The sequence below is a fragment of the Streptomyces sp. NPDC007264 genome (assembly GCF_042869095.1).
Classification (GTDB): Bacteria; Actinomycetota; Actinomycetes; order Streptomycetales; family Streptomycetaceae; genus Streptomyces.
This window is the reverse complement of the sequence record NZ_JBIAFD010000003.1, coordinates 268,271-288,993: the sequence shown is the minus strand read 5'-3', so window position 1 is coordinate 288,993 and position 20,723 is coordinate 268,271. Positions and strand designations below refer to the sequence as shown.

The 20,723-nt window shown below is 72.9% G+C and carries 21 protein-coding genes and 1 pseudogene; 9 read left to right on the top strand and 13 right to left on the bottom strand.

The window, feature by feature from the left end; all coding sequences use genetic code 11:
- Nucleotides 1–17 precede the first annotated feature (17 nt).
- Together ACFYMU_RS06335 and ACFYMU_RS06330 are read right to left on the bottom strand one after the other, a co-directional pair.
- Complete coding sequence (locus ACFYMU_RS06335; RefSeq protein ID WP_388368631.1) at nt 18–632, bottom strand: DUF1003 domain-containing protein; 615 nt, start codon at nt 630–632, stop codon at nt 18–20.
- Nucleotides 622–1,902: a magnesium transporter MgtE N-terminal domain-containing protein gene (locus tag ACFYMU_RS06330; protein WP_388368629.1), complete on the bottom strand. Its 1,281-nt coding sequence runs from the start codon at nt 1,900–1,902 to the stop codon at nt 622–624. Before ACFYMU_RS06330 ends, ACFYMU_RS06335 begins: the two co-directional genes overlap by 11 nt.
- Before the next feature lie 175 nt (nt 1,903–2,077).
- On the opposite strand from ACFYMU_RS06330, the gene ACFYMU_RS06325 reads away from it, so the two are divergent.
- The gene (locus tag ACFYMU_RS06325; protein ID WP_388368626.1) at nt 2,078–2,833 is read left to right on the top strand and encodes a hypothetical protein; all 756 of its coding nucleotides are present in this window, start codon (nt 2,078–2,080) and stop codon (nt 2,831–2,833) included.
- Between the two features lie 91 nt (nt 2,834–2,924).
- Here ACFYMU_RS06325 and ACFYMU_RS06320 read toward each other — a convergent pair whose 3' ends face one another.
- Complete coding sequence (locus tag ACFYMU_RS06320) at nt 2,925–3,455, bottom strand: hypothetical protein (RefSeq protein ID WP_388368623.1); 531 nt, start codon at nt 3,453–3,455, stop codon at nt 2,925–2,927.
- 103 nt (nt 3,456–3,558) lie between these two features.
- Entirely contained in the window at nt 3,559–4,677 is a 1,119-nt protein-coding gene (locus tag ACFYMU_RS06315) for a magnesium and cobalt transport protein CorA (protein ID WP_388368620.1), read from the bottom strand.
- Nucleotides 4,678–5,165: 488 nt separating this feature from the next.
- Here ACFYMU_RS06315 and ACFYMU_RS06310 point away from each other — a divergent pair, with 488 nt between their 5' ends.
- Nucleotides 5,166–5,750, top strand: coding sequence for a suppressor of fused domain protein (locus ACFYMU_RS06310; protein WP_388368618.1), 585 nt, complete (start codon nt 5,166–5,168; stop codon nt 5,748–5,750).
- A 30-nt stretch (nt 5,751–5,780) separates the two neighbouring features.
- On the opposite strand, the pseudogene ACFYMU_RS06305 reads toward ACFYMU_RS06310, so the two are convergent.
- Both ACFYMU_RS06305 and ACFYMU_RS06300 read right to left on the bottom strand, forming a co-directional pair.
- Nucleotides 5,781–6,506 (bottom strand): annotated as a pseudogene (locus ACFYMU_RS06305) (MFS transporter); the annotation flags it as partial.
- Nucleotides 6,497–6,634: a hypothetical protein gene (locus ACFYMU_RS06300; protein ID WP_388369173.1), complete on the bottom strand. Its 138-nt coding sequence runs from the start codon at nt 6,632–6,634 to the stop codon at nt 6,497–6,499. The pseudogene ACFYMU_RS06305 and the gene ACFYMU_RS06300, both read right to left, overlap by 10 nt.
- A 168-nt stretch (nt 6,635–6,802) precedes the next feature.
- Here ACFYMU_RS06300 and ACFYMU_RS06295 point away from each other — a divergent pair, with 168 nt between their 5' ends.
- From ACFYMU_RS06295 to ACFYMU_RS06285, 3 genes are all read left to right on the top strand, one after another.
- Complete coding sequence (locus ACFYMU_RS06295) at nt 6,803–7,444, top strand: DUF6758 family protein (RefSeq protein ID WP_388368615.1); 642 nt, start codon at nt 6,803–6,805, stop codon at nt 7,442–7,444.
- A gap of 118 nt (nt 7,445–7,562) precedes the next feature.
- The gene (locus tag ACFYMU_RS06290; RefSeq protein WP_388368612.1) at nt 7,563–8,432 is read left to right on the top strand and encodes a PHP domain-containing protein; all 870 of its coding nucleotides are present in this window, start codon (nt 7,563–7,565) and stop codon (nt 8,430–8,432) included.
- A 202-nt stretch (nt 8,433–8,634) separates the two neighbouring features.
- On the top strand, nt 8,635–9,240 hold the full coding sequence (locus ACFYMU_RS06285) for a MarC family protein (RefSeq protein ID WP_388368609.1): 606 nt from the start codon (nt 8,635–8,637) through the stop codon (nt 9,238–9,240).
- A 100-nt stretch (nt 9,241–9,340) separates the two neighbouring features.
- On the opposite strand, the gene ACFYMU_RS06280 is transcribed toward ACFYMU_RS06285, so the two are convergent.
- Complete coding sequence (locus ACFYMU_RS06280) at nt 9,341–9,493, bottom strand: hypothetical protein (RefSeq protein WP_388368606.1); 153 nt, start codon at nt 9,491–9,493, stop codon at nt 9,341–9,343.
- A 239-nt stretch (nt 9,494–9,732) separates the two neighbouring features.
- Between ACFYMU_RS06280 and ACFYMU_RS06275 the strand changes: the two genes are divergently transcribed.
- Nucleotides 9,733–10,629: an NYN domain-containing protein gene (locus tag ACFYMU_RS06275; RefSeq protein ID WP_388368603.1), complete on the top strand. Its 897-nt coding sequence runs from the start codon at nt 9,733–9,735 to the stop codon at nt 10,627–10,629.
- A gap of 294 nt (nt 10,630–10,923) precedes the next feature.
- On the opposite strand, the gene ACFYMU_RS06270 is transcribed toward ACFYMU_RS06275, so the two are convergent.
- Nucleotides 10,924–11,790, bottom strand: coding sequence for an alpha/beta fold hydrolase (locus ACFYMU_RS06270; protein ID WP_388368601.1), 867 nt, complete (start codon nt 11,788–11,790; stop codon nt 10,924–10,926).
- 117 nt (nt 11,791–11,907) lie between these two features.
- Nucleotides 11,908–14,130 (bottom strand): DEAD/DEAH box helicase, encoded by a 2,223-nt coding sequence (locus tag ACFYMU_RS06265; protein WP_388368598.1) that lies wholly within the window; start codon nt 14,128–14,130, stop codon nt 11,908–11,910.
- A 477-nt stretch (nt 14,131–14,607) separates the two neighbouring features.
- Between ACFYMU_RS06265 and ACFYMU_RS06260 the strand changes: the two genes are divergently transcribed.
- Complete coding sequence (locus ACFYMU_RS06260; RefSeq protein ID WP_388368595.1) at nt 14,608–15,345, top strand: ferritin-like fold-containing protein; 738 nt, start codon at nt 14,608–14,610, stop codon at nt 15,343–15,345.
- Between the two features lie 225 nt (nt 15,346–15,570).
- Here ACFYMU_RS06260 and ACFYMU_RS06255 read toward each other — a convergent pair whose 3' ends face one another.
- From ACFYMU_RS06255 to ACFYMU_RS06240, 4 genes are all read right to left on the bottom strand, one after another.
- Nucleotides 15,571–15,840, bottom strand: coding sequence for a hypothetical protein (locus ACFYMU_RS06255; RefSeq protein ID WP_388368592.1), 270 nt, complete (start codon nt 15,838–15,840; stop codon nt 15,571–15,573).
- Between the two features lie 223 nt (nt 15,841–16,063).
- The gene (locus ACFYMU_RS06250; RefSeq protein WP_388368589.1) at nt 16,064–16,291 is read right to left on the bottom strand and encodes a DUF3107 domain-containing protein; all 228 of its coding nucleotides are present in this window, start codon (nt 16,289–16,291) and stop codon (nt 16,064–16,066) included.
- 195 nt (nt 16,292–16,486) lie between these two features.
- The gene (locus tag ACFYMU_RS06245; protein ID WP_388368586.1) at nt 16,487–17,131 is read right to left on the bottom strand and encodes a TetR/AcrR family transcriptional regulator; all 645 of its coding nucleotides are present in this window, start codon (nt 17,129–17,131) and stop codon (nt 16,487–16,489) included.
- Nucleotides 17,132–17,412: 281 nt separating this feature from the next.
- Complete coding sequence (locus tag ACFYMU_RS06240) at nt 17,413–17,634, bottom strand: hypothetical protein (RefSeq protein ID WP_388368583.1); 222 nt, start codon at nt 17,632–17,634, stop codon at nt 17,413–17,415.
- 260 nt (nt 17,635–17,894) lie between these two features.
- On the opposite strand from ACFYMU_RS06240, the gene ACFYMU_RS06235 reads away from it, so the two are divergent.
- Together ACFYMU_RS06235 and ACFYMU_RS06230 are read left to right on the top strand one after the other, a co-directional pair.
- On the top strand, nt 17,895–18,959 hold the full coding sequence (locus ACFYMU_RS06235) for an alpha/beta hydrolase (protein ID WP_388368580.1): 1,065 nt from the start codon (nt 17,895–17,897) through the stop codon (nt 18,957–18,959).
- An 8-nt stretch (nt 18,960–18,967) separates the two neighbouring features.
- On the top strand, nt 18,968–20,653 hold the full coding sequence (locus ACFYMU_RS06230; RefSeq protein ID WP_388368577.1) for a DUF3152 domain-containing protein: 1,686 nt from the start codon (nt 18,968–18,970) through the stop codon (nt 20,651–20,653).
- Nucleotides 20,654–20,723: the final 70 nt, after the last annotated feature.

Genomic DNA, 20,723 nt, shown 5'->3' with positions numbered 1-20,723 from the left:
GCGCCTCGGTAAGCCCGTCAGCGGTCTTCTACGTCACGTCCGCGCGCCCGCTCCGCCGGCTGTGCGACATGTCCGTCGCCGCGCCGCCGCTCCTCCAGCTCCTTCACGAAGTCCTGGAGCTCGGACCTGATCCAGTCGCGGGTCGCCACCTCTCCCAGGCCGGTGCGCAGTGCGGCGATCTCCCGGGTGAGGTACTCGGTGTCCGCGATCGACCGCTCGTTCTGCTTGCGGTCCTGCTCGAGGTTGACCCGGTCGCGGTCGGCCTGCCGGTTCTGGGCGAGCAGGATCAGCGGGGCCGCGTAGGAGGCCTGCAGGGACAGCATCAGCGTCAGGAAGATGAACGGATACGAGTCGAAGCGCAGGTGGCGCGGGGCGGCGACGTTCCACAGCACCCACATCACGATGACGACCGTCATCCAGACGATGAACCGCCCGGTCCCCAGGAACCGCGCGATCCGCTCCGACAGGCGGCCGAACGCCTCCGGGTCCCACTCGGGCAGCAGGCGGGTGCGGCGCGGCTGCGGCTGGTCGAGCCGGGGGCGATGGAGGTCCCTCCCCGCCCTGGCGGAGGCCGAGGCCCTGGCGCCGGCGGCGGTCGCGCCCGAGGGGAGCCGGTCGCGCTCATGCGCCATCGGAGGCCCCCTCGTCCTCGAGGCCGAACTCCGCCTCGCGCCAGTCCTCGGGCAGCATGTGGTCGAGGACGTCGTCGACGGTCACCGCACCGAGCAGGGAGCCCGCCTCGTCGACGACGGGCGCCGCCACCATGTCGTAGGTCGCGAAGAACCCGGCCACCACGGGCAGCGCCGCGTCCGGGGTGAGGGGTTGCAGATCGTCGTCGAGGATCGAGCTGACGAGCGTGTACGGCGGGTCGCGCAGCAGCCGCTGGAAGTGCACGGTGCCCAGGTACTTGCCGGTCGGCGTCTCGTCCGGCGGGCGGCAGACGTACACCTGGGCGGCGAGCGCCGGGGAGAGATCGCGGTTGCGGACCCGGGCGAGCGCGTCGGCGACGGTCGCGTCGGGCCGCAGCACGATCGGCTCGGTGGTCATCAGGCCACCCGCCGTCTTCTCCTCGTACGCCATCAGGCGGCGCATGTCGGCGGCGTCGGAGGGCTGCATGAGGCTCAGCAGCCGTTCCTTCTCGTCCTCCGGCAGTTCGCCGAGCAGGTCGGCGGCGTCGTCCGGGTCCATCGCCTCCAGGACGTCCGCGGCACGCTCCTCCTGGAGCTTGCCGAGGATCTCGATCTGGTCGTCCTCGGGCAGCTGTTCGAGGACATCGGCGAGGCGGTCGTCGTCGAGGGCGGCCGCGACCTCGGCGCGGCGCTTGGCGGAGAGGTGGTGCAGCACATTGGCGAGGTCGGCGGGGCGCAGCTGCTCGAAGGTGGCCAGCAGACTCTCGGCGCCCTGCCCGTGCTCCTCCAGGGAGAACCCGGTGACCGCGGACCACTCGACGGTGAGCGTCTCTCCCTTGCTGCGCCGGAAGGCGCCGCTCCTCCCCTTGCGCACGAAGACCCGGCCCACCTCCCAGTCCCGGCGGGCCGGCAGCTGCTGCACGGACAGATCGAGGACCGTCACCTCCTCGCCGGTCTCGACGAGCCGGACGCGCTTGTCGAGCAGTTCCCCGAAGACCAGCCGCTCGGTGGGCCGCTGCTCGAAGCGGCGGACGTTCACCACGCCGGTGGTGATCACCTGGCCGGACTCGACGCCGGTCACCCGGGTCATGGGCAGGAAGATGCGGCGGCGGGTGGTGAGTTCGACGACCAGGCCGAGCAGCCGCGGGGGGCGCCGTCCGACGCGCAGCATGACGACCATGTCCCGCACGCGCCCCACCGGGTCGCCGTTGGGGTCGAACACGGCGACGCCGGACAGGTGCGAGACGAAGATGCGAGGGGCGCCTGCCGCCATGCCCGCGCCTCCTGTTCCGGCCGTTATGTCACGCTCGCGTGCGCTTCAGGCTAGCCCGTCCCGATGCGGGATGCCCTGGCGAGTGGTGCGGACGGACTGGCTCCGGAAGGCCCCCCCGGGCACCGGTACGCTGCCGTACGCCAGGAGGACACCCGCACGAGAGGCAGCCCCACCCGTGACTGCAATTCCCCAGGGCCGTACCCGCCGCGCCGCGCTGACGGGCGTGATGTGCGCACTGGTCGCGACGGGTGCGGTTCTGACGGGGTGCAGCAGCGGCGACCCGGACGCCGGGACGAACGGTGTGGGCAAGCTGCCGGCCGAGAAGATCCAGAGCCGGACGCGCACGGCGGCGAAGTCGGCGCCCACGGTGCGGCTGTCCGGGACCGTGGTCAGCAACGGCGGTACGTACACGCTGGACATGCGGCTGAAGGGCGACGGCGGCACCGGGTCGGTCACCTCGAAGAACGGGACGTTCCGGCTGCTGCGGGTGGGCGAGCACCTGTTCCTGAAGGCCGACGCCGCGTTCTGGAACCAGCAGGGCGGCGCGGGGCAGGACGGGGGTTCGACGGCCGCCGCGAACAAGCTGGACGGGATGTATGTGAAGGTGCCGACGCAGGACCCGGCCTACCAGCGCTTCAGCGGCTTCACCGACAAGGACGTGCTGCTGGACGGGCTCCTCACGCTGCACGGCGAGCTGGCGACGGCCGGCCACCACGAGCAGGACGGCGTCCGCACCATCCGCATCACCGGCGACAAGGGTTCCGGCGGCACGCTGGACGTCTCCCTGGAGGGAGCCCCCTATCCGCTGCGGCTGGTCCGCGCGGGCAACGCCGGGACGCTCCGCCTGACGGACTGGGGCAAGGACTTCGCCCTCCAGGAGCCACCGAAGAACGAGACGCTGGACTACGGGCGGCAACTGCCGTCGTCGTGAGGGACGGCACCCGGCCCCGAAGGGGCGCGGGGAACCGCGCGAGCGGCCGCGACGGACGCGCAGGTGATGCGCCGGACGCCGCGCGGAGCGCTCAGCGGCGCTTGCGCAGCAGGAGCCGGGGCAGGGCCGCCGGGACGGGGCGGCGGGTCGTCGCCGGGGTCGGTGCCGGCGGGGCCGCCAGCGAACCCTGGGGCAGCGGCACCGTCGTGCCCCGCGGCTCCAGTCGCAGGACCCGGCACTCCCGGCGCCAGCGCTCCGGCATCTGCTCCCCGTCACGGGCGTTCAGCCGCTTGCCCTTCAGCTCGGCCACCGCACCCTCCCACTCGGGGGAGCCCGGCGCGAGTTCCGTCACCGTCGCGGGCCAGCTGACGATCCGGCCGCCCTTGTCCTTGCTGCGGACCGTGACGACCGCGTCCCCGCCGTCGGTCAGACCGGGCAGCGGCTGCTCGCCGGGACCGTCGCCGACCACGCACACGGCACCCTCGTGCCACACGTGCCACAGCGCCCGCGTCGGCGTGCCCTCGGGGTCCCCGCCGGGGGCGGGCGCGCCCTGGACCCAGATCAGCCCGGACTTCTTGGTGGCCTCCTCGACGAGGGCGCGGTCGAGCAGCTCGCTTGTCATGCGCCCAGCCTAGGCCCTGTCGTCGGATCGTCCCGGCGTCGCCTGGAAGGCGCCGGGGCCCACAGCCGGCCCGGTCCGAACGGCAGAGCCTGGTGGGAGCCGCTCACAGCCAGCCGTTGCGCTTCAGCGTGCGGTGGATGCCCAGACAGAGGGCCACCGTGACGGTCATGATCACCGGGTAGCCGTACTTCCAGTGCAGCTCGGGCATGTAGGTGAAGTTCATCCCGTACACCCCGCACACCATCGTCGGCACCGCGATGATCGCCGCCCACGCCGTGATCTTGCGCATGTCCTCGTTCTGTGCGACCGACGCCTGCGCCAGGTTGGCCTGGAGGATCGAGTTCAGCAGCTCGTCGAAGCCCACCACCTGCTCGTGGACCCGGGCGACATGGTCGGCGACATCGCGGAAGTACTTCTGGATGTCGGGGTCGATCAGCCGCATCGGCCGCTCGCTCAGCAGCTGCATCGGCCGCAGCAGCGGCGCCACCGCCCGCTTGAACTCCAGCACCTCGCGCTTGAGCTGGTAGATGCGGCTGGCGTCGGTGCCCCGGGGCGTGCCCTTGCGGCCTGGTGAGAAGACCTCCGTCTCCACCTCGTCGATGTCGTCCTGCACCGCGTCCGCGACCGCGATGTAGCCGTCCACGACATGGTCGGCGATCGCGTGCAGCACGGCCGAGGGCCCCTTGGCCAGCAGCTCCGGCTCGTCCTGAAGCCGGTGGCGCAGCGCCCGCAGCGAACCCTGTCCGCCGTGCCGGACGGTGATGAAGAAGTGCCGTCCGGTGAAGCACATGACCTCACCGGTCTCGACGACCTCGCTGTTGGCGGTCAGCCGGTCGTGCTCGACGTAGTGGATGGTCTTGAAGACCGTGAAGAGGGAGTCGTCGTACCGCTCCAGCTTCGGCCGCTGGTGCGCCTGCACCGCGTCCTCGACCGCCAGCGGGTGCAGCCCGAACTCACTGGCGATACCGGCGAATTCGGCCTCGGTCGGTTCGTGCAGCCCGATCCACACGAAGCCTCCCTCGCGCCGCACCAGCCGCATGGCCTCGTGCGGGGACAGCGGCTTGTGCGTGTCGATGCGGACGCCGTCGCGGTAGACGGCGCAGTCGACGACGGCGGACGCCGCCCCGGGGTCGCGCGTGGTGTCGTACGTGGTGCCGCCGTCCTGGCGCAGGGCGGGGCGGGAGGGACGCACCGCGGCGCGCAGGTCACGGATCATCGACATGGCAGGCTCCTTCGCAGCGAGCAGCGAAAGGCGCCGGGGACGGGTGGAACTGCCCGGAATGGGGACGTTCTGACAAGGGGTCTCTCCCCGCCCTTCGGGGGAGGGATGTTTGGCACGTCCACAAAGCGGGAAGCACCGCACCGTCACGGTGGCGGGCTCCACTGCTGATTCAGATCAGACAGATCAGGCAAGGCGAAACGAAGTGCTCTTCCGCGACGTACCGAGGGTGCGAGTGGTGAGAGGCGGCAGCCGGCCAGTGGCCAGAGAGCTGCATCAGCGGCCGGAAGAGCGGGTGGTACTGCACGGTCGACTTCGATCCATGACAGCCCCACCTCCTCCGGCCGGTCCCCCGTGAGGGAGTCTCATCGGCGTCGGGACTCGATAGCTCCGCTTCTGCGTGCTGCCCCGAACCACCGCGCCAGAGTATCAGCCGACCGAAGTGTCAAGGCGCCGCTTTGCCTGGTGCTGACGAGTTCTATGCTCGCGCCATGGCTGATGTACTTCCTCTGGTCGAGGCCCGGTTGCGCACCGCGCTGGGTGAACCGGACGCACGCGCCGCGGTCACCTTCCTCGGCACGGACCGCATCGAGGTGCTGCGTTTCCACGAGGGCGACATCGTCCGCTACGCCACGCTCGGCATGTCCGCGCAGCCCATGACGGACCCGGCGGCGGCTCTCGCCGATCCCGTCAGGGGGCCGCGCGCCGAGCTGCTCCTCTCCGTCCGCGCGGGACTGGCCGACACCGACAAGGTGCTCCGCCCGCTCGCCGCGCTCGCCGCGTCCCCGCAGGTCGAAGGCGTGGTCGTGGCGCCCGGCGGCTCACTGGACGTGGGCGGACCGCTGTGGCCCGAAGCCGCGTTCACCTCTGTCCTGGTCGCCGAACCGGGCGGCCTGGTCGAGGACCTGGAACTGGAGGAGCCGCTGGAGCCCGTACGGTTCCTGCCGCTGTTGCCGATGACCGCGAACGAGGCCGCCTGGAAGCGGGTGCACGGCGCCCAGGCCCTCCAGGAGCGCTGGCTGGCGAACGGGACGGATCTGCGGGATCCCTTCCGCCGGTCCGTCCCGCTGGAGTGACGAAAGTCACCACCGGTCCGGGCCGGGGAATCACGGCGTGAGGACCGCGTCCTCGCCTCCGCCCGCGGGATGTGCCCCCTGTCCCTCGGCCGCGGCCCGGCGCTCCTTCGCCGCGGCGCTCCCCGGCGGGCGGGCGGAGCCGAGGCCGTGCGGAAGGGCGAGCGCGGTGTGCCGTACGAGGATCACGAGCGCGCCCACGACCGCCGTGGCCCCGGCGGCCACGAACGGGGCGCGGGGGTCGCTCCACTCCGCGATCTTCGGCGCGAGGTAGGGCGCGGCCGCGGCGGCGAACCACCGTACGAAGTTGTAGCCGGCGCTGGCCACGGGGCGCGGGGCGTCCGAGACCCCGAGGGCCAGCTCGGTGTAGACGGTGTTGTTCACGCCGATGAGGGCACCCGACGCGACCGTGCAGGCCACGGCGGTGGTGTGGTCGCCGTAGCCGAGGACGACGACGTCGGCGGCGAGCAGCACCAGCGAGGCGCCGAGCACCTTCAGGGAGCCGAACCGCTCCTGCAGGCGCGGGGCCACGACGACCGAGAAGACGGCGAGCAGCACCCCCCACGCGAAGAACACCGCACCCGATGTGTACGGGCTCATGTCCAGCACGAACGGCGTGAAGGCCGGCACGGTGAAGAACGTGTAGTTGTAGAAGAACGCGGAGACCGCCGTGGCGGCCAGCCCGCCGTGGGCGAGTGCCTTGACCGGGTCCAGCGGCGAGGTCTTCCGTGCGGGCCTGGGCTGCTCCTTCAGGAAGGAAACGCGACGACGGAGGCGCCCGCGGTCGCCCGGACGGCCCTGGGCTGGCGCAGGATCCCGTCGGCTCCGGCGTCCAGGGGATCGCCCGCGGCCGAGCCCGCGGCGGGGCCCGCTGTGCTGCTGCTCATGCCTCTCCTCAGGGTCCGCGAAATGGTTGGCATATACACACATTAAATTAGGGGTGCTAATTGATGCAATGAGCATCCACTTCTTGTCGGTGGTCTCGGTGTGTCGGCACGCGCCGGACGGGTGATCGTCCTTGACGCGGCGCTGGACGGGGAGGACCGTGGGGCCCTATGAGGGGCGAACCCAGTTGCCCGAAGTGTGGTGGCCGGGTCAGGGCTCCCGGACTCTTTGCCGACTCCTGGCAGTGCGATGTGCACGGGACCGTGCATCCGCTGCAGCCCGTGATCCCGCCCAGCGTCGAGGCCCTCAGCGTCGTGGTGCACCGCGCCCAGGTCCCGGTGTGGATGCCGTGGCCGCTGCCCGTCGGCTGGCTGTTCACGGGCGTGGCGTACGCCGGCGACGACCGCAGCGGCGGCCGTGCCACGGCCGTGGCCTGCTCGGGTCCGGGGCCGCTGGGCGGAGTCGGTGAGCTGATCCTCGTCGCCGAGGAGCTGGGCGTCGGCCTCGGCGCGCGCTACGCGGGCATGGACGGCCCCGACCCCGGCCCGTACATCAACGTCGAGAAGCCGCCGCAGGCCAAGGTGCTGGCCGCCGGTCGTCCCACGCCGCTGTGGCACGTCTCGGGCACCCCCGACGACCGCGCGGTCTTCGCGGGCGAGGCGCGCGGCCTGTGGCTGTGGGCCGTCGTCTGGCCCGAGCAGTCGGGTCTGCTGATGTACGACGAACTGGTGCTGACGGACGTACGGGACGCGGGCGCGGAGGTGGACCTGCTGCCCTGCGGGGCGCTGTCGCCGCGCCTGCTCGAACCGTGAGGCGCGGCACGCGGTGCGCGTAGGGGGCGCACCCCGGCCACGGGTGTGACAGGAGGCCCGCACGGCCCGTTATCCTTGAGCGTCCCCGTCCGTCCCGTCGCTGCCTGGAGTCCGCGTCGTGCGCATCGATCTGCACACCCACTCCACCGCCTCCGACGGTACGGACAGCCCGGCCGAACTGGTGCTGGGCGCCGCCGCCGCCGGTCTGGACGTCGTCGCGCTCACCGACCACGACACCACGCGCGGGCACGCGGAGGCGATCGAGGCACTGCCGGAGGGGCTGACCCTGGTCACCGGCGCCGAACTCTCCTGCCGGCTGGACGGCATCAGCATGCACATGCTGGCCTACCTCTTCGACCCCGAGGAGCCCGACCTGCTCGCCGAGCGCGAGCTGGTGCGGGACGACCGGGTGCCGCGGGCCCACGCGATCATCGCCAAGCTGCGGGAGCTGGGTGTGCCGGTCACCTGGGAGCAGGTGGCGCGCATCGCCGGCGACGGCTCGGTCGGGCGGCCGCACATCGCCTCCGCCCTGGTCGAGCTGGGCGTGGTGGGCAGCGTCTCCGACGCGTTCACCCCCAAGTGGCTGGCCGATGGCGGCCGCGCCTATGTCGCGAAGCACGAGACCGATCCCTTCGAGGTGATCCGGCTGGTCAAGGCCGCGGGCGGGGTGACCGTCTTCGCGCACCCGGCCGCCTCGAAGCGCGGACGGACCGTACCGGAGTCGGCCATCGCCGACCTCGCCGCCGCCGGGCTCGACGGCGTCGAGGTCGACCACATGGACCACGACCGGGCGACCCGCGCACGGCTGCGCGGTCTCGCGGAGGAGCTGGGGCTGCTCGCCACCGGCTCCTCCGACTACCACGGCAGCCGCAAGACGTGCGTGCTCGGGGAGTACACCACCGATCCCGAGGTGTACGGGGAGATCACCCGCCGCGCCACCGGCGCCTTCCCGGTGCCGGGCGCGGGCGGACTCCGCCCCGCCCGCTAGAGCGCCGCCGGGCCCTGTCGTTCGGATCAGCAGGGTCGGCCGGCACCGGGATCTCCGCCCTCCGCACGGCGTCCGGACGCGTCCGGCGCCCGCCCGCCGTGCCCACCGCTGCGCCTCTCGTGCGCAACCGCCTCCCCCCACTCCCCAGGGGCCGCGGCGCTTCGCCGCCGCGCGCTCGTCCGTACTCCTCGCAAGGCCCTCCATGTTCGACGTCGCCGTCTTCGGTTCCCTCTTCCTCACCCTCTTCGTGATCATGGATCCCCCCGGGATCACCCCGATCTTCCTCGCCCTCACCGCCGGGCGCCCCGTCAAGGTGCAGAGGCGGATGGCCTTCCAGGCCGTGTGCGTGGCCGCCGGTGTCATCGCGGTGTTCGGGGTGCTCGGCCACCAGATCCTCGCCTACCTGCACGTCTCCGTGCCCGCGCTGATGATCGCGGGCGGGCTGCTGCTCCTGCTGATCGCTCTCGACCTGCTGACGGGCAAGTCGGACGAGCCGAAGCAGACCAAGGACGTCAACGTCGCCCTGGTGCCGCTCGGTATGCCGCTGCTGGCCGGACCGGGTGCGATCGTGTCCGTGATCCTCGCGGTCCAGAAGGCGGACGGCGTGGGCTCCCAGATGTCCGTGTGGACGGCGATCCTCGCCATCCACGTCGTGCTGTGGCTGGTCATGCGCTACTCGCTGCTGATCATCCGCGTGATCAAGGACGGCGGTGTCGTGCTGGTGACACGGCTCGCCGGCATGATGCTTTCCGCGATCGCCGTGCAGCAGATCATCAACGGCGTCACCCAGGTCGTCCACGGAAGCTGAGCCGCCCGGCGGGCCGACAGGCGGCCCCGTACGCACAAAGCCCCGCACGGCACCGATGCCGTGCGGGGCTCCGAAGTCCCACGTGCGCCTGCGCGGCGTGTTACGAGGCGGGCGATTCGGCCGGGCGGATCCAGAGTCGCTGCCCTATGGCCGCGGCCTGCTGAACGATCTGCTTGACGGAGGCGGCGTCCACGACGGTGGAGTCCACGGGCGTACCGTCGACATCGTCGAGTCGCATGATTTCGAAGCGCATGAGGCTTCTCCCTTCGTCTGGTCATCCTCCTGCGGAGAACTACTGGGTGAGGCGGACGCGGAGAGTCGTATCTCCGCTCCTGTACGGATACAACGACATGCTTGTTACAAACATTCCCTACGCTAAGGAAAATTTTCGAGTCGCTAACTACCGACCGGTATGGGGCGGGAAGTGTATTCATGGTGCACTGATCGGGACCGGTTGTGTTCGCAGTGTGACCGCCGGGACAATGTGCGCATATGAACGACGACCTGGTGGCGCTCGGCGCCCGCATCGACCGTACGAACGAGCTGCTCCACCGCATGCTCGCCGAGGTGGCGAAGACGCCCTCGACCCATGCGATCTTCGTCGACGCCGGCTATCTGTACGCGGCCGCGGGACGGCTCGTCGCCGGCACCGAGGACCGCCGGGCCTTCGACCTCGACGCCGAGGGCCTGATCGAGGCGCTCATCGACAAGGCGCGCACGGTCTTCGCGGACAGCCGGCTGCTGCGCGTGTACTGGTACGACGGCGCGAGGCGCCGCATCCACACCGCGGAACAGCAGTCCATCGCCGAGCTCCCGGACGTCAAGGTGCGGCTGGGCAACCTCAACGCGAACAACCAGCAGAAGGGCGTCGACTCCCTCATCCGCTCCGACCTGGAATCACTGGCCCGGCACCGCGCCATCAGCGACGCGGCCCTCATCGGCGGCGACGAGGACCTGGTGTCGGCGGTCGAGGCGGCGCAGGGGTACGGGGCGCGGGTGCACCTGTGGGGCGTCGAGGCGCCCGAGGGCCGCAACCAGGCGGAGCCGCTGCTGTGGGAGGTGGACAGCCAGCGCACCCTCGAACTCGACTTCTTCAAGCCGTACGTGTCCCGGCGGACGGCCGTGCCGCAGGAGCCGTCGACCACGGCCCGCCCCACCCGCGAGGAGGTGCGGTTCGTCGGCGCGCAGATCGCGGCGAAGTGGCTGGCGGCGCGGGGGCGCGAGGCGCTGGTGGACCTGCTGCCCGGACACCCGTACCTGCCCGGCTCGGTCGACCAGGACCTGCTCGTCGAGGCGGAGGGCGTGCTGCAGTACTCGCTCCGCGGCCAGCCGGACCTGCGGCGCGCCCTGCGGGACGGCTTCTGGGAGCACCTGCGGGCGCAGTACTAGGCGGGCCCGGCGGCCGGACGCGAAGCGACGTACGGGATGTGAGGCCGCCGTACCGGAGTCGCTGGTGCTGTGGCCGGGAAGGTTTGCCGGAAGCTCGCGGCGTCCGGTGCCGGGGGCACCTCCCGCGCCCTTCGGGCTGCGGGGGAGCATCGCAAGGCGGAGTGTCGCCCGCGTACCGGATGTACGCGGGTGATGCGACAACGCGGCGGTGGGGGCCCCTCCCGCGCGAGCGCAGCCGAGCGTGGGGGAGCCGTGCCGGGCGTCGCGAGCCGGTGAACCTTCCCGGTCACAGCACTAGGCGAGCAACTGCCAGAAGGCGGTGAGGGCGCGGGCCGTCCGTTCCGGCTGGTCGGTGTTGGGGGAGTGCTCCGCCCGCGGCACCACGGTGCGGTGGGCGCCCAGCCGGACGGCCATGTCGTCGAGGAGCGGGACCGGCCAGGTGTCGTCGCGCTCGCCGGACAGCACGTGCACCGGCAGGCCGACGGCGGCCAGTTCGTCCACGCGGTCCGGCTCCATGCACAGCTGCCGTCCCGTGGCGAGGAGTTGGGCGGGGCTGTTGCCGAGCCAGCGGCGGCGCAGGTCCTCCCCGTCGAGGAGGCCCTCGTCGATGTCCCCGGGGTCGTCCGCCGGCGGCTCGACGGCCTGGATGGCCTCCCAGACCTGGGCCATGTCCAGGACCGCGAGCGCCTCGTGCAGCAGCTTCACGCGCTGCTGCTGCGGGTCCGAGATCCGGGCCGGGCCGGAGGCCATGAGGGTGAGCGAGACGAACGGGGAGGCGTCGAGGAGCACGGCCGCGCGGGCGATGTGACCGCCGAGGGAGTGCCCGAGCAGATGCACGGGCTCGCCCACCGCGTGCGCCTGCGCGATCACGTCGCGTGCCAACTCCGCCTGTGCGTACGGTGCCTCGTCGTCCCGGGGGCCGGGGGACTCGTGCTGCCCCCGCCCGTCGACGGCGACGGTGCGGTACCCGGCCGCCGCGAGCAGCGGCTGCAGGGCGATGAAGTCCTCCTTGCTCCCGGTGAACCCCGGAAGCAGCAGGACCGTCCCCCTGACCCGCACCGTCACCGCGTCCGCCTCGAGCACGGCGAACTCGCCGCGCGCCGTACCGAGCCGGCGGGCCCGGACGCCCGGGGGCGGGGTGAAGGTGGGGGGACGGCTCATGAGGCTGAGGTTACCGGGCGGTCGGGGTCGGTGGGACAGGGTGCGAGCGGCATCACGCCGGACGCCGGACGGCCCGCCTCCCCAGGGTGGGGAGACGGGCCGTCGGTGACCGTCAGGTCAGCCCTCCGCGGGCTCCGCGGTCTTCCGCGTCCGTCGCCGGGGCTTGGCGGGGGCCTCGTCGGTCTGCACCGGAATCCCGGCCTCGGGGGCCACCGCCACCGCCTTACGGGTGCGGCGCCGGGGCGTGGCCTCGGGCTCCTCGGCCACCTGCGCCGGAATGGCGCCCCCGGAGTCCGCTGCGGCGGCCTTGCGGGTGCGGCGGCGGGGCTTGGTCTCCGCGGCCTCCGTCCCTTCGGCGGTGTCCACCGCGGCTTCGGCGGCGGCGGGGGCTTCCACGCCGGCCGGTGTCGTCTCGGCGGTCTTGCGGGTGCGGCGGCGGGGCTTGACCGCCGCGGCCTCCGGCTCTTCCGTCGTCTCCGCGGGGGCGGCCTGCGCCGTCTTGCGGGTGCGCCGTGGCGTCGTCGGCGCCTCGGCCTCCGGCGCGACACCTTCCGCCGTCGCGACCGCGGCCTCCGCCGCCTTGCGCGCACGACGGCGCGGTGCGGCCGGAGCCTCGGCCGCCGCTTCGTCCGCGCCGGCGGAAGCCTCCGCGCCGGCGGGTGCCGTCTCGGCGGTCTTGCGGGTGCGGCGGCGGGGCTTGGTCTCCGCGGTCTCCGTCCCTTCGGCGGTGTCCACCGCGGCTTCGGCGGTGGGGGCTCCCGCGTCGGCGGGTGCCGTCTCGGCGGTCTTGCGGGTGCGGCGGCGGCGCGGCTTGGCCGGCTCGGCCGCAGCGGCGCCCTCCGCCGTGTCCACGGCCGCTTCCGCGGCCTCCGGCGCGGTCGGCTGCACCGTCTCCACCGCCACCGGTGCGACCGTCTCGGCCACCGGTGCGGCCGCCTCCGCCGGCGTCCCGCCGCGCGTGCGGCGGCGACGGCGCGGCGTACGCCGCTCCACCGGCTCGGCCGCCTCCGCGGCGGCGGTGTCCGTGCCGGCCGGAGTCTCCAGCGACGTCCCGCCGCGGGTGCGGCGCCGACGCCGCGGCGTGCCCGCCGGACGCTCCCGCTCCTCGGACGGGCCCGAGGAGCGACGGCCCCGCGGCCCCCGCCCACCGGTCTCGCCGAGGTCCTCCAGCTTCTCCGCCGCAAGCCCGGCGCGGGTGCGCTCCGAACGCGGCAGCACGCCCTTGGTGCCCTCGGGGATGCCGAGCTCGCTGAAGAGGTGCGGCGAGGTGGAGTACGTCTCCGGCGGGTTGCCGAAGTCCAGCTCCAGCGCCTTGTTGATCAGCTGCCAGCGCGGGATGTCGTCCCAGTCGACCAGGGTGATCGCCGTACCCGACGCGCCCGCGCGGCCGGTACGGCCGATGCGGTGCAGATACGTCTTCTCGTCCTCGGGGGACTGGTAGTTGATGACGTGCGTGACGCCCTCGACGTCGATGCCGCGTGCGGCCACGTCGGTGCACACCAGCACGTCCACCTTGCCGTTGCGGAAGGCCCGCAGGGCCTGCTCGCGCGCGCCCTGGCCCAGGTCGCCGTGGACCGCGCCCGACGCGAAGCCGCGCCGCTGCAACTGCTCGGCGATGTCCGCGGCCGTCCGCTTCGTACGGCAGAAGACCATCACCAGCCCGCGGCCGTCGGCCTGCAGTATGCGTGCGACCAACTCCGGCTTGTCGAGCGAGTGCGCGCGGTAGACGAACTGCTTGATGTTCGCGACCGTCACGCCCTCGTCGTCCGGCGCGGTGGCCCGGATGTGCGTCGGCTGCGACATGTAGCGGCGGGCCAGGCCGATGACCGCGCCCGGCATCGTGGCCGAGAAGAGCATCGTCTGGCGCTTCGCCGGCAGCATGTCCATGATCTTCTCGACGTCGGGCAGGAAGCCCAGGTCGAGCATCTCGTCGGCCTCGTCGAGCACCAGGCACTTCACGTGCTTCAGGTTCAGCTTCTTCTGGCCCGCCAGGTCCAGCAGGCGGCCGGGGGTGCCGACGACGACGTCGACGCCGCTCCTGAGTGCCTCGACCTGGGGCTCGTAGGCCCGGCCGCCGTAGATCGCCGTGACGCGTACGTTGCGCACCTTGCCCGCGGTCAGCAGGTCGTTGGTGACCTGCGTGCACAGCTCGCGCGTCGGCACGACGACGAGCGCCTGGGGGGCGTCGGTGAGGGCCTCGGGCCTGGCGCGGCCCGCCTCCACGTCGGCGGGGACGGTGACACGCTCGAGGAGCGGGAGGCCGAAGCCCAGCGTCTTGCCGGTGCCGGTCTTGGCCTGGCCGATGACGTCGGTGCCGGACAGGGCGACCGGGAGTGTCATCTCCTGGATGGGGAAGGGACGGACGATGCCGACGGCTTCCAGGGCCTCGGCCGTCTCAGGAAGGATGCCGAGTTCTCGAAAAGTGGTAGTCAGGGTGCTGCCTCTTCTGTGTGCGCGATGCGAGGCGAGCGCGGGGGTCGTGACCGTGCCGGATGACGTCGGCCTGCATGGGGGAGGACGGGCCTGTGGCACGGGACCACGCCGACGCTCCAGCGCTCGTACCGCTGAGGGCCCCTCCGGACGCCGTACGCACGGTGACGTGCCGGCGAGGAGGGCTTTCGGGTCGGAGCCGATCGGGCCACCGACCGGGCATCCTCATGCGTGCAGCCTGTCGAGATACGTCGACGTACTCAGCAGGCGCATTACCACCATACCCCGGATTCGCGCACACGTGATGGCCGATTCGGTCACGTAGCCGTCGTCACAGTGGTTGAGCAGGGACTTCCCCGGGGCGGCGAGCGGGCTATTGTGCGCTTCATGACGACGCCTGACAACGCTCCCGACGCCTCCGCAGAACGCACCTCGGTCGCCGCCCAGGACTGGGCGAGGGCATCCGCCGACCCCCAGTACCGCGCCGCCGTCGTGGATCTGCTCGGCGCGCTGGCGTACGGGGAACTGGCGGCGTTCGAGCGGCTCGCGGAGGACGCGAAGCTCGCGCCGACGCTCACGGACAAGGCGGAGCTGGCGAAGATGGCGTCCGCCGAGTTCCACCACTTCGAGCGGCTCAGGGACCGGCTCACCGAGATGGGGGTCGAGCCCACGGAGGCGATGGAGCCGTTCGTCGCGGCCTACGACGGTTTCCACAAGCAGACGGCGCCGTCGGACTGGCTGGAAGGGCTCGTCAAGGCGTACGTGGGCGACTCGATCGCCAGCGACTTCTACCGCGAGGTCGCGGCCCGGCTCGACGCCGACACGCGCGGGCTCGTGCTCGCCGTGCTCGACGACACCGGGCACGCCAGCTTCGCCGTCGAGAAGGTGCGCGCCGCGATCGACGCGGAACCGCGGGTGGGCGGGCGGCTGGCGCTGTGGGCGCGGCGGCTGATGGGTGAGGCCCTGTCGCAGTCGCAGCGGGTGGTCGCCGAGCGGGACGCCTTGTCGACGATGCTCGTCGGCGGCGTCGCGGACGGTTTCGACCTCGCCGAGGTCGGCAGGATGTTCTCGCGGATCACCGAGGCGCACACCAAGCGCATGGCGGCGCTGGGGCTGGCCGCCTGATCGTCGCTCCGGCGGACCGACCGTCGCTTCGGCGGTGCCCTGCGCCGCGTGGGGTGCGGCAGCCCGTCGAGGGAGCCGTCGCCGTGGGGGCGTGCGGGCCGGGCGCCCGTCACGGGGTTCGTCGTCCGGCCCGCCGTCGTGGCCGTGGCCACGGCTGCCGCCGTCGGGGCCGTCGGGGCCGCTCGTCGGGGGCGTCCCGGGCTGCGGCGTGCCCGGCGCCCGGCCTCAGGCCGTCGCCGACCTGCGGCGGAGTCTTTCCGCCGGCCGCAGCAGCAGCGACAGGGAGGCGGCCGAGACGGCCAGCGCACCGACGAGGATCACCGGGAGACCGGCAGAGCCCAACGCGCTGTGGGTGAGGAACGCCCCGAAGAGCGCCCCCGCCGCACCCGTCCCCAGGACCATCGCGCGGGCGGGCAGCCGGTGCGGCAGCCGGCGCGCGGCCGCCCATGCCAGGGCGAGCCCGAGGACGGCGGAGCCGAGCGCTTCCAAGAACATCACGAGGTTCCCTCCCGCACGGCTGCTGCCAGGGCAAATCGGTCGTAGCCGGTCCTACCCGCGGCGTGCGGAGGGCAATCCTCCCCTGTGCGCCGGATGTGCTCCGTCCGTGTGTCCCGGAGCGCTCATGTGACCCGGAGGCACTACGGATCCCGTCCGGCGCGGCAAGCGGAGGGGCCCGGTGGCGTGTGCCACCGGGCCCCTCCGCTCGTTCCGGCGCGGCCTACAGTGCGCCGAAGCCCACCTTGCGCGGGGCAGGCTCGCCGATCTCCACGTACGCGAGCCGGTCGGCCGGGACGAGGAGCTTGCGGCCGTGCTCGTCCACGAGGCTCAGCAGCTGCGCCTTCCCGGACAGCGCCTCGGCCACGACGCGCTCGACCTCTTCGGCGCTCTGACCGCTCTCCAGAACGATCTCGCGCGGCGCGTGCTGCACGCCGATCTTGACCTCCACGGCTTTGTCCCTCCGACGGTCAGTGATGTGCGCGGCCGTCCGCGCCGTACCAGCACACATTAGCCCGGTGAGGGGGCGCGCACGCTCCGCACCGGAACGCCAGGAGCGAACAACCGGCGGGAACAAAGCGCCGTACGGCTCCGCGTGCGCGGTGCCGTACGGCTCACGGGTCGGCGGAGCCCCCGGGGGCTCCGCTCAGTGGTGCTGTTCGCTGCCGTGCAGCGGGAACCCGGCGATGCCCCGCCAGGCCAGCGAGGTGAGCAGCTGCACCGCCTGGTCGCGCGGCACCGTGCGGTCGCTGTGCAGCCAGGAGCGCGCCACGACCTGGGCCAGGCCGCCGAGCCCCGAGGCCAGCAGCATGGACTCGTCCCGCGACAGGCCGGTGTCCTCGGCGATGACGTCGCAGATGGCCTCCGCGCACTCGATCGTGACCTTGTCCACGCGCTCCCGCACCGCGGGTTCGTTCGTCAGGTCCGACTCGAAGACCAGACGGAAGGCACCGCCGTCGTCCTCGACGTACGCGAAGTACGCGTCCATCGTGGCGCGTACGCGCTGCTTGTTGTCGCTCGTCGACGCCAGCGCGTTCCGAACGGCCAGCAGCAGGGCCTCGCAGTGCTGGTCCAGCAGCGCCAGGTAGAGATCGAGCTTGCCGGGGAAGTGCTGGTAGAGCACCGGCTTGCTGACCCCGGCGCGCTCGGCGATGTCGTCCATCGCGGCCGCGTGGTAGCCCTGCGCCACGAAGACTTCCTGCGCGGCGCCCAGCAGCTGGTTCCGTCGGGCACGGCGCGGCAGGCGCGTGCCTCGCGGGCGTGCTGCCTCTGTCTGCTCGATGGCTGTCACGCCGCCTCCCAAAATCGTCCACATGCGGTGTGCGCCGCGCCGCCATCGTACTTTTCGGTAACCGTGTCGTGCGCGGTGCGAGCGCAGAATTTCACGGACCGGACAACGGCGAAAGCCGCGCGCAGCGCGCCCGACGGGGGCGGGGCGGGCGGATGGGCGCCCCGGACCCGCCCGACGGCCCGCGACCCGTCGCTGTGCGCACTTCTCCCTTTACGTTGCGTGAGCGCCCTTCGGCTGATCGTCCTCGCGGTCGTCCCGCACGTCCCGCACCTCACCGATGCTCACCGGTAGTCGTCCTCGTCGATGGAGACGACGCGGGCCTGCTCCGCGAGGTCCGCCTCGTTGGCGCGCAGGATGTCCTCCTCGGCCACGGGCTCGTCCCGCTCCGGGGTGAGCTCCGCCTGCTGTGCGGCGGCGTCGTTCTCCGGTGCCTCGACGTCGAGTTCGGCGCCGCCGCTCTCGTCGTCGTCGAACGTCTCGGGATCGGTGGGGTCTACGGCCATGGTGGGCTCCCTTCCTGAGAACTCCTGGAACGTCCCCGAACGAGGCAGGGGCCACATACGGGTGCCCTGCTCCGAGCCTAGGAGACACCCGATCGGGACGCTATGTGTGCCGAGGCGGCCTTTGTGTGTGTCCGGCGTGCCGCGCCCTCCCGCCCCGCCGCCTCCCTCCGGTGCGATTCCCCCGGGATTTCCCCGCGACGGTGCTGTCCTGTGACGGCGAACACATGAACCAGTGTGTGATCGCCTCGTAACATTGGCCCATGTCCTCGACCGAGTTGCCGTCCGTCCCGGCCGCCACTGTGCTTCCGAAGGTGGCACCCGTCAGGGTGTCCGAGGGCGAGCGCGTGAGGTCGGTGGGACTGTCCGGGATCACGCTGACGGTGCGGTCGAGACCGCCGGAGCGTGAGGGGCTGCCACGGGCGCTGTACGTCCACGGACTCGGTGGTTCCTCCCAGAACTGGTCGGCGCTGATGGCGCTGCTCGACGGGCTCGTCGACGGCGAGGCCCTCGACCTGCCGGGCTTCGGCGACTCGCCGCCGCCCGACGACGGCAACTACTCCGTCACCGGGCACGCGCGGGCGGTCATCCGCTACCTCGACGAGGACGCGCGCGGGCCGGTCCATCTGTTCGGCAACTCGATGGGCGGGGCCGTCGCGACGCGCGTGGCGGCGGTGCGGCCGGACCTCGTCCGGACGCTCACCCTCGTCTCGCCGGCGCTCCCGGAGGTCTTCGTGCAGCGCGGCGCGATTCCGACGGGCCTGCTCGCGCTGCCCGGGGTCGCCTCCCTGTTCACCCGGTACACCAAGGACTGGACGCCCGAGCAGCGCGTCCGCGGGGTCATGGCGCTGTGCTACGGCGACCCCCGGCGCGTCACGCCGGAAGGCTTTCAGAGTGCGGTCGAGGAGATGGAGCGGCGGCTGCGACTGCCGTACTTCTGGGACGCGATGGCCCGCTCGGCGCGCGGGATCGTGAACGCCTACACACTGGGCGGGCAGCACGGCCTGTGGCGCCAGGCGGAGCGCGTCCTGGCCCCGACGCTGCTCGTGTACGGCGGCCGGGACCAGCTGGTGTCCTTCCGCATGGCCCAGCGGGCGGCGCGGGCCTTCCGAGACTCCCGGCTGCTGACCCTGCCGGAGGCGGGGCACGTTGCGATGATGGAGTACCCGGACGTGGTGGGCGACGCCTTCCGTGAACTGCTGTCGGCCACGGGCGAGTTGCCTGGACGGGCCGACGGGGCGGGCGACGGCGGCCGTGCCGCGAGGGGCCCGTCCGACGGCGGGGGCACCGCGGCGACGGGTGAATCCGGCACCGTCGGGGGGAGCTGAGGCGCGGCGTGGGACGGCACAGCCGCAAGGGGCGGGGCAACAGGACGCAGACGGACAAGGGTGCAACGCCGGTCATACCGGAGCAGGGCACATCGGCACGCGACGCGGCGGCACCGTCCGCCATGGACTCGGCGCTGCACCGCACGGCGGGGGCGCCCGCGGGCCCCGCGCCGCAGGCACCCGCCGCCGGGCGGCGGCGCCCGACGGGGAGCACGCCGGCGCAGGGCGTTCCGCGGTACCCGGACGGGACTCCCGCGCAGGGTGTGCCCCGTTTCCCGGACGGGACTCCGGCTCGGGGTGTGCCGCGGTACCCGGACGGGACTCCGGCTCGGGGTGTGCCGCGGTACCCGGACGGGACTCCCGCTCACGGCGTGCCCCGTGTTCCCGGCGCCGCCGTGCCCCAGGGTGGACCGTGGACAGCGGGCGACGGCACGCCGGCGCAGGGCGTTCCGCGGTACCCGGACGGGACTCCCGCGCAGGGTGTGCCCCGTTTCCCGGACGGGACCCCCGCTCGGGGTGTGCCCCGGTTCCCCGGCGGAACCCCGGCCCACGGCACGCCCCAAGTCCGGGGCGGCCACCCTCAGCAGCGTGAGACCGGCGGCGGCTGGGGCGCCTTCGGTGGCGCGGCCGCGCCCGTGGAGGTGCCCGGGGGCACGCCCCCGAGGGACCGCCCCGCGCCCCGCATTCCGCATCAGCGGTCGCGGCCCGGGCCCCGCCAGGAGTATCTCGATGCCTTCGGCGCGGACGGCGACGTCTTCGCGCCCCGCGGCACCGGCACCGCCGCCCGCCCTCCGCGCACCGGCGACCTCCGCACGGGGACGCCCGCCGGGCCCGGCGGGGACGGTGACGCACCGGGCGGCGGGTCCGGGGAGGCGGCTCCCAAGGGGAGCGGGAAGGGCCGTACCTTCACCGGGATCGCGGCCGCGGCCGTGACCACCGTGCTCGTGGTGATCGTCGCCGGCCAGCTCGCGGGCGGCCGGGACGGCACCACCGAGCGGGCGCGGTCCGCCACCGACCGGGCCCGCGACACCCACGACGCCGCCAGCCGGGGCGACGGCCGCCCGACCGCCTCCCGCGCGCCGAACGCGACGACGCCGACGTACGAGCAGGCCATGAACGAGCGGTACCCGCTCGGCGCCGATCTGAAGGGACCCGGGAAGTTCTCCGCCGTCCCCGGCTTCGACAAGGCGCCGGGGACGGGGCGCAAGTACACCTACCGCGTCGACGTGGAGAAGGGGCTCGGCCTCGACGGCGGACTCTTCGCGCGGGCGGTTCAGAAGTCCCTCAACGACGACCGCAGCTGGGCCCACCACGGCGCCCGTACCTTCGAACGCATCTCCTCGGGCAAACCCGACTTCGTGATCACGCTCGCCAGCCCCGGCACCACGGCCGCCTGGTGCGCCAAGTCCGGCCTCGACACGACGGAGGACAACGTCTCCTGCGACTCGGCCTCCACCGAGCGCGTGATGATCAACGCCTATCGCTGGGCGCAGGGCTCGAAGACGTACGGCGACCACATGTACGCCTACCGCGAGATGCTCATCAACCACGAGGTGGGCCACCGTCTCGGCTACGGCCACGTCACCTGCGACAAGGACGGCGCGTTGGCGCCGGTCATGCAGCAGCAGACCAAGTTCCTCGACCACGACGGCATCCACTGCCTGCCCAACCCCTGGCCGTACCCCGGGCGTTGACGAGAAGGGCTGCCGTCGCCCCGGCGAACGCCCGTGCGGGCGTTCGGCCGGGACCGGCCGCCGCCTCCCG

Excerpts from the sequence above, each read along its gene's own strand:
- ACFYMU_RS06335 (WP_388368631.1), bottom strand. The coding sequence starts at position 632 with ATGGCGCATGAGCGCGACCGGCTCCCCTCGGGCGCGACCGCCGCCGGC.
- ACFYMU_RS06330 (WP_388368629.1), bottom strand. The coding sequence starts at position 1,902 with ATGGCGGCAGGCGCCCCTCGCATCTTCGTCTCGCACCTGTCCGGCGTC.
- ACFYMU_RS06320 (WP_388368623.1), bottom strand. The coding sequence starts at position 3,455 with ATGACAAGCGAGCTGCTCGACCGCGCCCTCGTCGAGGAGGCCACCAAG.
- ACFYMU_RS06315 (WP_388368620.1), bottom strand. The coding sequence starts at position 4,677 with ATGTCGATGATCCGTGACCTGCGCGCCGCGGTGCGTCCCTCCCGCCCC.
- ACFYMU_RS06310 (WP_388368618.1), top strand. The coding sequence starts at position 5,166 with ATGGCTGATGTACTTCCTCTGGTCGAGGCCCGGTTGCGCACCGCGCTG.
- ACFYMU_RS06300 (WP_388369173.1), bottom strand. The coding sequence starts at position 6,634 with ATGAGCAGCAGCACAGCGGGCCCCGCCGCGGGCTCGGCCGCGGGCGAT.
- ACFYMU_RS06295 (WP_388368615.1), top strand. The coding sequence starts at position 6,803 with ATGAGGGGCGAACCCAGTTGCCCGAAGTGTGGTGGCCGGGTCAGGGCT.
- ACFYMU_RS06285 (WP_388368609.1), top strand. The coding sequence starts at position 8,635 with ATGTTCGACGTCGCCGTCTTCGGTTCCCTCTTCCTCACCCTCTTCGTG.
- ACFYMU_RS06280 (WP_388368606.1), bottom strand. The coding sequence starts at position 9,493 with ATGCGCTTCGAAATCATGCGACTCGACGATGTCGACGGTACGCCCGTG.
- ACFYMU_RS06275 (WP_388368603.1), top strand. The coding sequence starts at position 9,733 with ATGAACGACGACCTGGTGGCGCTCGGCGCCCGCATCGACCGTACGAAC.
- ACFYMU_RS06270 (WP_388368601.1), bottom strand. The coding sequence starts at position 11,790 with ATGAGCCGTCCCCCCACCTTCACCCCGCCCCCGGGCGTCCGGGCCCGC.
- ACFYMU_RS06265 (WP_388368598.1), bottom strand. The coding sequence starts at position 14,130 with ATGACACTCCCGGTCGCCCTGTCCGGCACCGACGTCATCGGCCAGGCC.
- ACFYMU_RS06260 (WP_388368595.1), top strand. The coding sequence starts at position 14,608 with ATGACGACGCCTGACAACGCTCCCGACGCCTCCGCAGAACGCACCTCG.
- ACFYMU_RS06255 (WP_388368592.1), bottom strand. The coding sequence starts at position 15,840 with ATGTTCTTGGAAGCGCTCGGCTCCGCCGTCCTCGGGCTCGCCCTGGCA.
- ACFYMU_RS06240 (WP_388368583.1), bottom strand. The coding sequence starts at position 17,634 with ATGGCCGTAGACCCCACCGATCCCGAGACGTTCGACGACGACGAGAGC.
- ACFYMU_RS06235 (WP_388368580.1), top strand. The coding sequence starts at position 17,895 with ATGTCCTCGACCGAGTTGCCGTCCGTCCCGGCCGCCACTGTGCTTCCG.